Origin of the sequence: Rhizobium oryzicola, assembly GCF_030504645.1 — a bacterium.
In the GTDB taxonomy this organism is placed as follows: domain Bacteria; phylum Pseudomonadota; class Alphaproteobacteria; order Rhizobiales; family Rhizobiaceae; genus Neorhizobium; species Neorhizobium oryzicola.
Window position 1 is genome coordinate 439,862 of the sequence record NZ_JAUKWQ010000004.1, and the last position, 13,756, is coordinate 453,617.

The window sequence follows — 13,756 nt, forward strand, 5'->3', positions numbered from 1 at the left end:
TTGCCCGTGGCCCACGTGGTCCTCAACGATCTCGTCAAGACCTACGGCGCCTTCAAAGCCGTGAACAATGTTTCGCTGACCATCAACGACGGCGAATTTGTCGCGCTGGTCGGCCCTTCAGGCTGCGGCAAGACTACCACGCTCAATCTCGTGGCTGGGCTTACCTCCGTTTCATCCGGCGAAATTGTCATCGGTGACAGGGTGGTCAACGACCTCGACCCTAAGGACCGGGACATCGCCATGGTGTTCCAGAACTACGCGCTCTATCCGCAGAAATCGGTCTATAAAAATTTGGCCTTCCCGCTGCAGATGCGCAAATTGCCCAGCGACGAGATCGACAAAAAGGTCCGGGAAGCCGCGCGCGTGCTCGACATGACGCAGCTGCTGGAGCGTAAGCCACGCGAGCTGTCCGGTGGTCAGCAGCAGCGTGTGGCGCTCGGTCGTGCCCTCGTTCGCGATCCGGCCGTCTTTCTGATGGACGAACCTCTGTCCAACCTCGATGCAAAACTCAGGGTGCAGATGCGCTCAGAGATCAAGCGGTTCCATCAGGATCTGAAGGCGACGATCATCTATGTCACGCATGACCAGCTGGAAGCGGTGACGATGGCCGACCGGATGGCCGTGATGAGCGGCGGCTATCTGCAGCAATACGATACGCCGGCTCAGGTCTTTGCGCATCCCGTCAACATGTTTGTGGCGAGCTTCATCGGCAGTCCGGCCATGAGCCTTGTTCCTGTCGAAGCGTCAACAGAGGAAGGCGCCCCCGTGCTGATCGGCGCGGAGGGATGGCGCCTCCAGCTTTCGCCTCACAATGCACAGAAGGTGGCGAAGGCAAAAACCAAGAAGGTCGTTCTCGGCGCGCGGCATTCGACGATCAAGCTGCACAAGAGCGCGGTGCCGGGGAGCATCCCCGCCAGAGCCTATACGGTGGAGCCAACCGGGGACATCACGTTCGTCCAGGCATTCCTGTCCGGTGCCATCGTCAATGTCTCCGTTCCGCCGACTGTCGCCGTCGCTCCCGACGAGCAGATCTGGCTCGAGTTCGACCAGGACCGCATGCATCTCTTTGACGGTGAAACGGAAATGGCCCTACAGGCCAGCTAACCCCACAGCAATGCGAGGGAAAAGAAGGCGTACATGACTGCGAAGCTCAAAATCACGGCGATCAAGCCCTATCCGGTGCGGGTCGGGATACGCAACCAGATGCTGGTCAAGGTCGAGACCGATGGTGGCATCTTCGGCTGGGGTGAAAGTGGTTTGAGCGGCCGCGAGAAGGCCGTGACCGGCGCGATCGAGCACTATCGTGAATTCCTCATTGGGCAGGATGCGATGCAGATTGGCCGGATCTGGCAGGAAACCTATCGCAGCCAGTATTTCGAAGGCGGGCGCGTGCTGCAGGCGGCCATTTCTGCCATCGATATTGCCCTTCATGACATCAAGGGAAAGGCGCTGGGCGTGCCGGTCTATGATCTGCTGGGCGGCAAGCAGCGCGAACGAATTCCCACCTTCGCTTCAACCGGTGATGAGCCTGAGGGTGATGCTGCCATCGAGAGAGCCCGAGAACTGCACGCACAGGGATGGCAAGCCATCCGTTTCTTCCCCAGCGGTCAAAGCAGCAGGGATATTTTCGAACCGCGCGAGTCGATCGGCGTCACGGCACGCATGCTGAACAAGGCGCGTGAGGCATTGGGCGACGATGTCGTTCTCGGCATCGACTATCACCATCGCCTGTCGGTGGCAGAGGCGGCAAGCTTCTGCAACAAACTTGGACGGGGCGTGCTGGATTTCCTTGAGGAGCCGATCCGGGACGAGACACCGGAGGCCTATGTATCCCTCCGGAGCATGACCGACATCCCGTTCGCCATCGGCGAGGAGTTTGCCAGCAAATGGCAGTTCGTGCCTTATATCGAGCGCGGCATCCACCAGTTCAACAGGCTGGATGTCTGCAATGTCGGCGGTCTCACCGAAGCAATGAAGGTCGCCGGCTGGAGTGAGGCGCATTACGTCGATCTGATGCCGCACAATCCGCTTGGGCCGGTCTGCACGGCCGCGACCATCCATCTCGCCGCTGCCGTCCCGAATTTCGCCTGGCTTGAAACCAGGGCGCCGGAGGCAAAGCTCGGCTTCGACAATTCCGATTTCTTCCCCGTCCAACCCCGGCTTGATGGTGCCGATTATCCGGTCAGCGATCTGCCGGGGCTCGGCGTCGAGGTCAACGAGGAGATGATCAAGACGCAAAGCTTCCGCTTCTGGGAAGCCCCGCACCTAACACGGCGTGACGGTTCCGTCACGAATTGGTAACGCATGCATCGGAGTCTCCAATGACACATGGTCTGGATATCACGCGCCCACCCAAACATCTGATCGACGCACTGAAGGATATCGGCGCCGCCACCGTTGCCGGAACGCTCGGCCATATGGGATATCGAAATCCGCATATGGTCGGTCCCGTGTCGCAAAACCGGCGAAAGTCGATCGTCGGGCCGGCGTTGACGCTGCAATTCCTGCCGCAGCGGCCGGATCTTTTCAATGAAGGGGAATATGCCGATCCGGAGACGCAGCTGCACCGGCACGTGCTTTATCACGTCCAGGAGGGCGATGTGGTGGTGGTCGACGCACGTGGTGATATGAGCTCCGGCGTGTTTGGCGATATGATGTCGACCTATTTCAAAGGCAGAGGCGGGGCTGGCATCGTCATCGACGGCTGCATGCGCGACCGGCCGAATGTCGAAAAGCTCGATCTGTCCCTCTGGCTGCGCGGCTGGACGCCGAACTATCATGTCCAGACGAGCATCTACCCTAACGCCGTCAACGTCCCGATTGCCTGCGGTGGCGTGACCGTCATCCCTGGAGATATCATTGTTGCAGACGATGATGGGGTCGTCGTGCTTCCTGTCGTCATGGCCGAGAAGCTGATTGAAGAGGCCCAGAAGCATCACGAATGGGAAGAGTTCTCGCGCGCGAAGCTCATGGAAGGCGGTTCGCTGCAAAGATACTATCCGTTGCACGACGATGCGCGTGGAGAATACGAAGATTGGCGTCGTGCCACACGTGCTTGAATAATGACGGACATGGGGGATGCCATCGCTTCTGCATCCCCACCACTGAAGCATTCGCCATCTTCTCCAACGGCTGCGCCAACTTCGGTTACACGGTCCGCTCGTGATCGGATACGACGGCGAGTAGATCCATCCAACGCTCGCAATCTAGATGACGCTGAAAGTCATGACTGTCAGCGCCAACCGAGTGCCGGTGCGACGTGTTTGAGAATGGATTCAATGACATGCGCGTTGTAATCCACGCCAAGCTGGTTCGGTACCGTCAAAAGAAGAGTGTCGGCCTCTTGAATGCCTTCGTCGGCGGCCAACTGGGCGATCAACTTATCCGGTTCGTCCGCATAGGAGCGACCGAAGATTGCCCGCGTCTTTTCGTCGATGAAACCTATCGAATCCTGTTCCTTGCCACCGCGGCCGAAATAGGCGCGGTCGCGGTCATCAACCAGTGCGAAAATGCTGCGGCTAACCGAAACGCGTGGCGTGCGCGTGTGACCCGCCTGCTTCCACGCTTCACGATAGGCACGGATTTGCTTGGCCTGCTGTATATGGAAGGGTTCACCGGTTTCGTCGTCCTTCAGCGTGGAGCTTTGCAGGTTCATGCCAAGCTTGGCGGCCCAGACGGCAGTCGCATTGGAGCCCGCACCCCACCAGATACGGTCCCGCAAACCTTCCGAGTAAGGTTCAAGCCGCAGAAGGCCCGGCGGGTTGGGAAACATTGGGCGTGGGTGTGGTTGAGCGAAGCCTTCACCCTTCAACACCTCCAGGAAGACTTCGGCGTGCTGGCGGCCCATATCGGCATCCGTCATGCCCTCAGCAGGCGCATATCCGAAGTGGCGCCAGCCCTCAATGACCTGTTCGGGCGAGCCGCGGCTGATGCCGAGCTGAAGGCGACCGCCCGAAATGATATCAGCGGAGCCGGCGTCTTCCGCCATATAGAGCGGGTTTTCATACCGCATGTCGATGACGCCGGTGCCGATCTCAATGCTCTTGGTCCGCGCACCGACTGCCGCCAGCAGTGGAAACGGTGAGGCGAGCTGCCGCGCGAAGTGATGCACCCTATAGTAGGCGCCGTCGGCACCAAGCTCTTCTGCTGCGACAGCCAGATCGATCGATTGCAGCAACGTATCGCTCGCAGACCGGGTCTGTGATTGCGGGGAAGGGGTCCAGTGACCAAAAGAAAGAAAGCCGATTTTTTTCATGCAAGTCTGCCTCGACGCTAGGCGTCCATTTCTCTGAGATTGATAACAAAGATGGATGATCCCCGCCGGCTGGAAAAGCCCGCCATTGAGGACGGTGCGTTCACCGATCGGCACGGATAGCACGCGTGGTCAGCAAGCGCGGCGTTTGCGTGTTGCTTTCGGGGCCTGTGGTAGGGCAGGGACTAAACATCTAGAGCCTTGGGCGGCAAATCTGCCCCAGCTTCGGGATGCGCGACAACACCCATTTCATCAGCGGCAAAAGCGGGCTGCCGTGATCTTCATGGCCGTCATGCACCATGAGTATCATCCGGTCGGCAGCTTCATAAAGGCCGCGCGGCCAGTCGCGCATCGGTGGCAGGAACCGAAGGTTGGAAATGCGACGCGGTCCGTTGCCCCGCGTTAATGCCAGGCGCGTTCCACCACCTCAACGGTACGTGAGAGACGCATGGGATCGCCGAGACGTTCCCGGCCGACCAGCGGCCAGAGGGTCAATTAACGGACAGGCGCGCTGACACCTGTCCGTATCTGGCTGCTCCCATGAGCCGAGCGGGATCAGCCGCCCAGCACGAAACGGGAAAATGCCAGCGAATTGTGCGCATCCTCGTCCATTTTCGCTTCGTCAGCACCACCGGTCAGATCGCGCCAGACACGAATGTCCGAGCCGATGGTACCGCCCGTCTTGACGAAGGGTTCCATGACCACCGCGCCCGTGTAATTGATCTCGCGAAGGGCAGCCCCGATCTCGTGCCAGGGCATCCGCCCTTTGCCCGGGACGCGGCGATTGCTTTCGCCGGTATGGAAGTGACCAAGCAGAGGTCCGGCCGTGCGGATCGCTTCGCCAAAACTGTCTTCCTCGATGTTCATATGGAAGGTGTCGAGCATCACCTTGACGTTCGGTTTGCCAACCTGCTTCACGAAGGCGACGCCTTCGGCGGCAGTGTTCAGAACATGGTTCTCGAAACGGTTCAGCACTTCGATGCACAGGTTGATGCCGAGATTGTTGGCGAAGTCGGCAATGCCGTGAATGCCTTCAACACCGCGCGCCCAGTCGCCTTCCTTGTCCACCGGCTGCGAATAATCGACGGGCCAGTAGGAATGCAGCGCCCCGCCGATTGTCTTGATATCCAGTTTGGCGACGTTGGCGAGCGTCTTTTCGAAAAAGGCCTTGCCGGCGGCGCGCACGTCCGCATCCGGCGAGGACAGATACTTGCTCTTCGAAGGGCCAATGCCAGCTGTCAGAATGATGTTATTGTCGATGGCACTCTGCTTGATGACGGCAAGTTCGGCGTCGCTGTATTCGTTGATATGGTGCGCGGCGACCTCGATCACGTCGAAGCCTAGCTTTGCCACCTTCTCGACATAGGGGCCGAACTTCGCGCTCCACTCATGCTCCCAATAGGAATAGTAGATACCGTGTTTCATGGATGTCTCCCTTTGAAATTGAAGTCATGGGTAGCGACCGGGCCGCCTAGTCGGCTCACCCGCCGTTGTTGACGCGCAGATCGGGCTCCGCGCTACTGGACATGATGAAGAGGCCGTTCGGCAGATCGTTCTCTTCGACCTTCCTGGTGATCTCCTGGTCAGAAAGACCAAAACCGCGCCAACGGTCCTGAAGACGGCGCCGAAGATCGTCCACTGGCACATCTACAAAGACGGTGAGGTCGAAGATCGGCTTCAGCCTGTCCCATGGCTCTTGGCGGGCGAGCAGATAGTTGCCTTCGCAAACGATGATCTCCGTCGATTGCAGAATGAGTCGGCCACCGGCGCGAGCGATTTCAAGAGAACGGTCGAACACCGGAACGGCGATCACATCGTCTTCATTCGCCTTTAGCCGCTGCAGCATGTGCCGCAGGCCATGGGCGTCGAAGGTGTCGATCGCACCCTTGAAGGCACGTCGACCCATCTCATTCAGCACGGCATCGTCATAGTGATAGCCATCCATGGGAAACAGCGCGGCACGGATGCCGGCGTCTTTGGTGAGCAGATCGACAACCTGCTCCGCGAGTGTCGATTTGCCGGAACCCGGTGCGCCGGCGATGCCGACGAGGATGCGGCTGCGGCCCAGGCTGCGGAAACGTTCGGCGGCGGCGGCGGCGATCTTCGCAGCCGCTGCCTTCACACCCGTGGAAACTGCCTCAGCCATCACTTGCGTCCTTTCCGTCTAGTGCGTGCTCAGGCAAGGCCATACTGCACCGCCTTATTGCGGATAAAGGACAAGCCCTTGTCGAACACCTCTTCCGCGTCTCTGGCAACAGGCCGCCAGGTGGAAATGGCCCCTGCCATCTCAACCGGCATGGCAGCAAAGCTTTCGAGCGTCAGCGCGCCCTTGAATCCGATGGCGGCGAGTGCTGCGAAGATGGGATCCCACGGCACATTGCCGTAACCGGGCGTACCGCGGTCGCTTTCGGACAGATGCATGTATTTGAGGTGGTCGCGTGCTGCGAGAATGCCGTTGGCGACGCCCTTTTCTTCCATGGTCATGTGGAAGGTGTCGAGATGGACGAAGACATTGTCGAGACCGATGCGCTCGACCAACTGAACCGCCTGCGCCGCTGAATTGACGAGATGGTTTTCGTAGCGATTGACGGCTTCAATCCCGAACTGAAGTCCGAGTGTCTTCGCGTGCTTCGCTGCGGCGCCAAGCGCCCGGGTCAGATTGTCGTATTCGGCTTGCGTCGGCGGAAAGCCGGTGCGCTCATTGGTGCCGCCATAGGTCACGCCGGTCAAAGCCTCAGAACCCATCTCGGCCGCTTTGTCGAGGGCTGACTTGAGATGGTCGATGGCTGCGTCCGGGCGCACCGAGGGCCAGGCCGGCTCGGGCATGACAAGCGAACACGCGGCCCGAAGGTCATGCTTCGCAAGCAGGGCGCGGCTGTGTTTCGCGTCGACGGACGGAATATCAATCAGGGGGATTTCGATGAAATCCTGTTTATGGTGTGCCGCACCTTCGATGGCGCGCTGTGCCCCTGCGTGGTCCCACACCGTGGTCCACATCATTGCATGTATGCCAAGTCCCTGCACGTCAGGCCTTCTTTCTCATGAAAATGCGATAGTTCGAAGCAAGCGTGCGCGCGGCCATGACGACGATCATCAACACGCCCCAAAGTGCTGTGGCGAGATGCTGGTTCGCGCCCATCAGGTTGAGACCGGACGACAAGAGCTGCAGCACGATCAGGGCCACGAAGACCGGCAAAACGCGACCGAAGCCACCAAACGGATTAATGCCGCCGAGAAAGGCCGCGAGCACGGTGATCAGCAAATAGGACTCGCCATGGCCGACGCGTACGGAATTGAATCGGGCCAGCATGATGATGCCAGCGACCGCGCACATCAGCCCGGAGAGCGTGTAGACCAGCACCAGGATCTTGCGCGTGTTCAGGCCGGAGTAGTGGGCAGCTTCCATGTTGGAGCCGATCATCAGCAGCCCGAAGCCCAGCTTGCTGCGGACAAGCAGCACATGCCAGAGGGCCACGCAGATGATGAAGATCAGCAGGGGTATGGGAAAGCCGAAAACCGAGCCATGGCCGATAGGCGCGATATAGGCCGGGAAACCGGATACATCGCCGCCTCGCGTCAGAAACTCTCCGAGACCGCGGAGAAAGATCATCATCGACAGCGTGACCAGGATCGGATGCGCACGTGTATAGGCGATGGCAACGCCTGTCAGTGCGCCGGAGGCCGCACCTGTTGCGAGCGCAGCAAGGCATGCAAACAGGAACGCGCTCGCCGGCGCATCCACCCCACCATGGGCTTGCAATACCCAGGCGGCGGCGAGGCCGGAGAGGTTGGCGGCAAAGGTGATGGACAGGTTGATGCCGCCCGTCAGCAGTGGCAGCAGCATGGCGAGCGTCAACAGGCCGAGTTCCGGAAGCTGGAAGGCAACGGAGCCGAATGTTGCCATGGACAGGAAATTGTCTGCTGCCAGACCAAAGATCAGCATGACCGCGACAAAGGCAATCACCGGGCCGCCCATGTCCGCACCGAATGCGGCGTTGAACTTCTGAACAAGCGTTTTCATCACCCCTGGCCTCCCTTTCGAGCAGAGCTTTTCAGCGTATCCGGCAAGAGCTTGTCGAAGCGCGCGGAAGAGAGCGTAATAGCAATCAAGATGATGGCGCCGACGATCATCTTGAAGGCGAAGGGGGAGACCCCCATCAGGTTGAGACCGTTCTGTGTGATGGAGACGAGCAGCACGCCGAGCACGCAGCCCATGACCGAACCCTTGCCGCCACCGAGACGCGCACCGCCCAATACGGTCGCCGCTAGGACATCGAGTTCGCGGCCGTAAAGCGCATTCGGAACGACCTCCTGCGCATAATGGGCCTGCATCAGGCCGGCGATACCGGCCATCAGGCCAAGCCAGCCGAAGGAGATGTAATGCATAGCGCTGATATTGATGCCGAAGCGGCGTGCGCCTTCCGGATTGTCGCCGAAGGCATAAAGCTTCCGGCCGGTCGTCGTGCGCGAGATCATGAAGGACGTCGCAGCGCAGCATAGGATCATCACCACGACCGGCAGCGTCAACTCCACCCAGGAGCCATCGGCCATCTCATGTTCGTAGAAGACGACGCGTGTCGAGAGCCAGTCCGGCAGATTGTAGATCGACACGCCCTTGGTGAAGAACATCAGCAGGCCGAAGAAGATGTTGAAGGTCGAAATGGTGGCGACGATCGAAATGATCTGCAGACGATAGACCAGAAAGGCGTTGATCGCGCCAAGGCCAATGCCGATGATCCCCGCGACCAGAAAACCTTCGGCCCAGTTGCCGCCGCCAAGCGCCGTAAGCGCCAGAACCGTGAGGTACTGCACCACCGACGCCGCAACAGCGAAGGAAATGTCGATGCCGCCGGAAATCAGGACGACGAGCAGTCCGACAGCGAAGATGATGTTGACCGCCGACACGTTGAGAACATCAAACGCGTTCGAAATCGTGAGGAAGCGATCTGTGCCGAAAGATAGGCCGACGCAGAGAAGCACCATCACGGCCAACAGGGTGAATTCGGTCGTGCGACCCTGGATGAGCCTACGCATAGACAGCGGACTCCAACTCGTTCAGCGATGCGCGTCGCGGATCGTAGACAGCCTGGAAACGGCCATCCGCCATGTGCACGACACGATCGGCATTGAAATACACTTCCGGCGGCTCGTCGGAAATGATGATGATAGAAAGCCCTTCGGCCGCTAGCTTTCGGACAATTTCGAAGATGCCCGCGCGCGCGCCGACGTCGACGCCCACTGTCGGCGCGTCAAGGATCAGGATCTTCGGCCCGATTGCCAGCCATTTGGCGATGGCGACACGCTGCTGGTTGCCGCCTGAGAGCGTGCGAATGGGATCATCGGGCGTGCCGATCTTGACGCCAAGCTCCGAGATCCATCGGGAAACGACATCTGCCTTGCGTGTCGGTGAGATGAGCCCGCCCGACAGAATTCGATCTAGCGACGCCATGACCAGATTGTCGGCGATGGATTGTGGCTGGTTCAGCCCCAGCGACAGCCGGTCTTCTGAAAGATAAGCAATGCCGGCGCGGATGGCATCACGGTTCGAGCCGAAGCTGACCTTCTGTCCCTCCAGCAGGATTTCACCGGAATGCGGTTTGTGCATGCCGAACAGCGTGAGCGCCAGTTCCGTGCGCCCAGCACCCAGAAGCCCGGTAATCCCCAGCGTTTCGCCACGGCGGAGGTCGAAGGAAACATCGACGAACTCACCGTTGCGGGTCAGGTTGCGGACAGAGAGCACCACTGGTGCATCGTCGTGGTCGGCGGCAATGACGGCGCTGTCGAAATTGCGCCCTGTCATCAGTTCCGTCACGCGGGATTGCGTCATGCCTTCGACAGGATAAACGCCCACCAAAGCACCATCACGCAGCACGGTGATGCGGTGCGAGATTTCCAGGACTTCCGCCAGTCGGTGGGAAACGAAGACAACCGCGATGCCCGACGCGGAGAGGTTGCGGACAATGCCGATCAGGTAATCCGCCTCTGATTGCGTCAGCGAAGCCGTCGGCTCATCCATGAAGACCAGGCGCGCTTCGCCGACGAGCGCGCGGGCGATTGCCACGATCTGCCGCTGCGCGATCGGAAGCTCCTTCAACGGTTGATGAATATCCAGACTGACGCCAAGCCGCGCCAGGGCCTTTTCTGCTGCTTCGTCAATCGCGCGCTTGTTGATCAGGCCAAATTTGCCGGTCACGGCAAGCTGGAAACCGATGTTCTCGGCCACCGACATTTCGCTGAACAGTGCCAGATCCTGCCAGATGACCTGAATGCCGAGCGTTTGGGCCAAGGTCGGCGTCATCCCGGAGATGGGTTTTCCGTCAAAGACGAATTCAGCGCCCTCTTCCGGCTTGTACACACCGGTGATGACCTTGATCAGCGTGCTCTTGCCACAGCCGTTCTCGCCTGCCAGACAATGAACTTCGCCGGGATTGACCTCGAAGGACACGCCCTTCAGGGCGCGAACACCGCCGAACGTAACCCTGATGTTTTTGAGGGAGAGAAGCGGTTCTGCACTCATGAGGGCGCGTTTCCCGTCGTCAGCCACTGGATCGCGGCCCTATTGCTTTTCATTGATTGGAAAAAGGGTCGCACGAAGAGAAACCGCGCGCGACCCAAGGCTCCGGGAGGATCAGAGGCCCATGGAAACGAGTTTGTCGATGCTTTCCTTGTCGATCTTCAAAAGCTGATCGACCACGATGGTGTTGCCATCCGGAGTAATCGTGCCGAGACCTTCAATGCTTTCGCCAGCTTTCGGCGTCTGTCCCTTGGCAATGCGATCAGCCAGCGTCACGAAGACTTCACCCGCCTGCTTCGGGTTCCACATGAAGCCGCCGGTCAGAGCACCGCTCTTGATCAGCTTGGCGCCCTGTCCCGGCGAGAACGGCCCGATAACGAAGACCTTGCCATCCTTGCGGCGCTCTTCCACGGCGCGACCGGCACCAATCGGCCCCTGCGAACCGAAGGCCAGGAAGCCGGCGAGATCAGGATTGGCAGACATCAGGTCAAGGGCCGTCGAGCGGCTCTTGTCCAGATCTTCGGCGACACCATAACGATCGCCGACGAGCTTCATGTTCGGATAATTCGCCTTGATATAGGCGATCGCCGCATCGGCCCAGGCATTGTGCAGCGGCACGGTCAGCGAGCCGACGAAGACAGCATAGGAACCCTTGCCACCCATCTTCTCCGCCAGAAGCTTGCCATGCGCTTCGCCGAAACCCTTTGCGGAGGCCAGTTCGAAATCCCAGTCTGCACCGGCCTGCTTCGGCGATTCATGGGTGATGACCTTGATGCCGGCTGCCTGCGCCTTTTTCAGAACCGGCTCAAGCACCTTGGCATCGTTCGGGACGACGCCGATAAAATCCACTTTCTGGGCAATCAGATCCTCGATAGCGCGGACCTGCAGGGCGGGATCGGCACTGGTCGGGCCGACCATGAAACCATTGACGCCGAGCTTGGCGCTGCGCTCCTTGATGCCCGCCTCCATGGCGTTGAACCAGGGAATACCGCCGATCTTCACGACCACGCCGATTTTCGTTTCGGCGGCAAAGGATGCAGTAGACGACATGAGCGCCAGCGAAACGCCGAGCGCAGCTGCAAGAATTCTCTTCATGGGGGCTCCTCCTCTTAATATCCCCTGACGCGGAAAGGCGCGGCCGCAACGGTGTTGCGCAGCCGCCATATCCTCAAGCCCGTTACAGGCTCCTCCCTCGTCGCTCCTCTAGCGAACCATCTGCGCAATCGATATTTCGCTCTTGCACAATCGATGGTGCAATTAGATTATCACCAAGCGGGCTTTCGTCAAGAGGCCTCGTAATCTACAAATGCCAGAAGCGGGGAGATTCCGGCATGGGCGAAAAAGAACAAAAGAAAGCAACGATTTACGATCTCTCGATCAAATCGGGAGCATCGGCATCCACGGTCAGTGCCGTATTGAACGGCACCTGGCGCAAGCGCCGGATCTCGGAGGAGACGGCCAAGAGGATCACATCGCTGGCGGAAGAGTTGAAATACACTGCCAATCAGCAGGCACGCGCTTTGCGGAGTTCGCGGTCGGGCCTCGCCGGCTTACTATTGCCTGTCTATGACACGCGCTTCTTTTCCTCCATGGCACAGACTTTCGAGGTGCAGGCGCGCAATCGCGGTCTCCTTCCCGTCGTTGTATCCGGACAACGCGATCCCGAGGAAGAACGCCGCGTGGTGGAATCGCTGGTCGCCTATTCCATCGACTCGCTCTTTATCGCAGGCGCCACGGACCCGGATGGAGTTCACAGGGTCTGCGCGCGGGCAGGCGTTCCGCATGTGAACATCGACTTGCCGGGCGCGTTGGCTTCCTCAGTGATTTCCGACAACCGGCAGGGCGCAAGGGCGTTGACCGCGGCGATCATTCGCCATGCCCTCCAAACGGGACCTTTAAACCCGGACGACGTCTACCTGTTCGGCGGCCGCGACGACCATGCCAGCCGGGAGCGTATCATCGGCTTTCACTCCGCAAAGGCTGAAATCATAGGAAGTTCGATCGCAAATGACACAGAAAGTACCGGCTATTCGCCAGGCATGACCGCACTTGCGTTCGAACGCTTCTATGACCGCCATGGCAGATTGCCCCGGTGCTTTTTCATCAATTCGTCGATCAATTTCGAAGGCCTGTTACGCTTCATGGGCAAACATGATGGCGAGGCCTTCGGGGACATCATCGTTGGGTGTTTCGACTACGACCCCTTCGGCTCTTTTCTGCCCTTCCCGGTGTATATGATCCGCCCCAACATAGGGGAAATGTTGGAGAAAGGCTTTGAACTTCTGGATGCGGAAGAGACGGCGCCGCAAATCATATTAATCGAGCCGCAACTGGTTCCGCCAAGAACGGCTCTTGAAGGGCCGCTTGATGCTTTAAAGGATAACAACAACGTCGTGACGTTCATCGGTTCAGGGAAATCACCTTGAACCGCGCCGGCTTTGCCGGAGACCGTTCGGGTTAAGTTATACAGCCATAGCTGGGGGGCAGCATGGCATAATATCCCTCTTCTGCCTCGGCAGGCGGAAGGTTGTCGATGGGCTCTAGAAGGCGGCGGTTATTGAACCACTCGTCCTCATCTCAGATCGGCTCTGGAACTTTGGCGGGAAGGCTGCGCAGGAATGGCCGTAGCGGCTTGCAGCCACGGCCATTGCGATCCATTCGTGAGGACGCTGATGGCGTTTGCCCGCCACCGGACGAGAGTTCACGGGGCAAGGCAACTTTTCCTGAACGATCAACAAGGCAATAACTTTGTTGAGTCTGCAATATTATGGAGACCGGCGATTCCTTCTGTCGTGGCAGAAAGCTGCTCAACGACTGCGCCAAGCGCGGAATCAATGCAAAAAGCCGCAACCTCGGCATCAAGTAATCTAGCCGTTATTTTGGCATAGGCAAGAAGGCGCGCAAGCGCTACCAATTCTTCGCTTCTGTCTTCATCCGGCAATATAGCCATGTCTGAACTCATCCCGTCCTCTAAAGCTCTTCGACAAAAC

Annotated in this window: 13 protein-coding genes; 4 read left to right on the forward strand and 9 right to left on the reverse strand. The window is 59.2% G+C overall.

Features of this window, described 5'->3' with window-relative positions:
* Positions 1–6 precede the first annotated feature (6 nt).
* The 3 genes from Q2T52_RS15500 to Q2T52_RS15510 are packed head-to-tail and all read left to right on the forward strand — an operon-like array spanning position 7 to position 3,059.
* On the forward strand, positions 7–1,104 hold the full coding sequence (locus Q2T52_RS15500; protein ID WP_302077680.1) for an ABC transporter ATP-binding protein: 1,098 nt from the start codon (positions 7–9) through the stop codon (positions 1,102–1,104).
* Between the two features lie 33 nt (positions 1,105–1,137).
* The gene (locus Q2T52_RS15505) at positions 1,138–2,301 is read left to right on the forward strand and encodes a mandelate racemase/muconate lactonizing enzyme family protein (RefSeq protein WP_302077681.1); all 1,164 of its coding nucleotides are present in this window, start codon (positions 1,138–1,140) and stop codon (positions 2,299–2,301) included.
* A 20-nt stretch (positions 2,302–2,321) separates the two neighbouring features.
* A complete protein-coding gene (locus Q2T52_RS15510) occupies positions 2,322–3,059 on the forward strand; it encodes a ribonuclease activity regulator RraA (protein ID WP_302077682.1) in 738 nt (245 codons plus the stop codon).
* Between the two features lie 173 nt (positions 3,060–3,232).
* On the opposite strand, the gene Q2T52_RS15515 is transcribed toward Q2T52_RS15510, so the two are convergent.
* The 8 genes from Q2T52_RS15515 to Q2T52_RS15550 all read right to left on the reverse strand — a co-directional run bounded on the left by Q2T52_RS15515 (position 3,233) and on the right by Q2T52_RS15550 (position 11,861).
* The gene (locus Q2T52_RS15515; RefSeq protein WP_302077683.1) at positions 3,233–4,255 is read right to left on the reverse strand and encodes an LLM class flavin-dependent oxidoreductase; all 1,023 of its coding nucleotides are present in this window, start codon (positions 4,253–4,255) and stop codon (positions 3,233–3,235) included.
* Between the two features lie 552 nt (positions 4,256–4,807).
* Positions 4,808–5,677, reverse strand: a complete 870-nt coding sequence (locus tag Q2T52_RS15520; protein WP_302077684.1) for a D-psicose 3-epimerase — start codon at positions 5,675–5,677, stop codon at positions 4,808–4,810.
* 55 nt (positions 5,678–5,732) lie between these two features.
* The gene (locus Q2T52_RS15525; protein ID WP_302077685.1) at positions 5,733–6,398 is read right to left on the reverse strand and encodes a nucleoside triphosphate hydrolase; all 666 of its coding nucleotides are present in this window, start codon (positions 6,396–6,398) and stop codon (positions 5,733–5,735) included.
* A gap of 29 nt (positions 6,399–6,427) precedes the next feature.
* Positions 6,428–7,276 carry a sugar phosphate isomerase/epimerase family protein gene (locus Q2T52_RS15530; protein WP_302077686.1) on the reverse strand — a complete coding sequence of 283 codons (849 nt, stop codon included), beginning with the start codon at positions 7,274–7,276 and terminating at the stop codon, positions 6,428–6,430.
* Between the two features lies 1 nt (position 7,277).
* A complete protein-coding gene (locus Q2T52_RS15535) occupies positions 7,278–8,273 on the reverse strand; it encodes an ABC transporter permease (protein ID WP_302077687.1) in 996 nt (331 codons plus the stop codon).
* On the reverse strand, positions 8,273–9,286 hold the full coding sequence (locus Q2T52_RS15540; protein ID WP_302077688.1) for an ABC transporter permease: 1,014 nt from the start codon (positions 9,284–9,286) through the stop codon (positions 8,273–8,275). The genes Q2T52_RS15535 and Q2T52_RS15540 overlap by 1 nt, the downstream gene beginning before the upstream one ends.
* The gene (locus Q2T52_RS15545; protein WP_302077689.1) at positions 9,279–10,769 is read right to left on the reverse strand and encodes a sugar ABC transporter ATP-binding protein; all 1,491 of its coding nucleotides are present in this window, start codon (positions 10,767–10,769) and stop codon (positions 9,279–9,281) included. Before Q2T52_RS15545 ends, Q2T52_RS15540 begins: the two co-directional genes overlap by 8 nt.
* A gap of 111 nt (positions 10,770–10,880) precedes the next feature.
* Positions 10,881–11,861 carry an autoinducer 2 ABC transporter substrate-binding protein gene (locus Q2T52_RS15550; RefSeq protein ID WP_302077690.1) on the reverse strand — a complete coding sequence of 327 codons (981 nt, stop codon included), beginning with the start codon at positions 11,859–11,861 and terminating at the stop codon, positions 10,881–10,883.
* Between the two features lie 236 nt (positions 11,862–12,097).
* Between Q2T52_RS15550 and Q2T52_RS15555 the strand changes: the two genes are divergently transcribed.
* Positions 12,098–13,192, forward strand: a complete 1,095-nt coding sequence (locus Q2T52_RS15555; RefSeq protein WP_302077691.1) for a LacI family DNA-binding transcriptional regulator — start codon at positions 12,098–12,100, stop codon at positions 13,190–13,192.
* 305 nt (positions 13,193–13,497) lie between these two features.
* On the opposite strand, the gene Q2T52_RS15560 is transcribed toward Q2T52_RS15555, so the two are convergent.
* Positions 13,498–13,728: a hypothetical protein gene (locus Q2T52_RS15560; RefSeq protein ID WP_302077692.1), complete on the reverse strand. Its 231-nt coding sequence runs from the start codon at positions 13,726–13,728 to the stop codon at positions 13,498–13,500.
* Between the last annotated feature and the right edge of the window lie 28 nt (positions 13,729–13,756).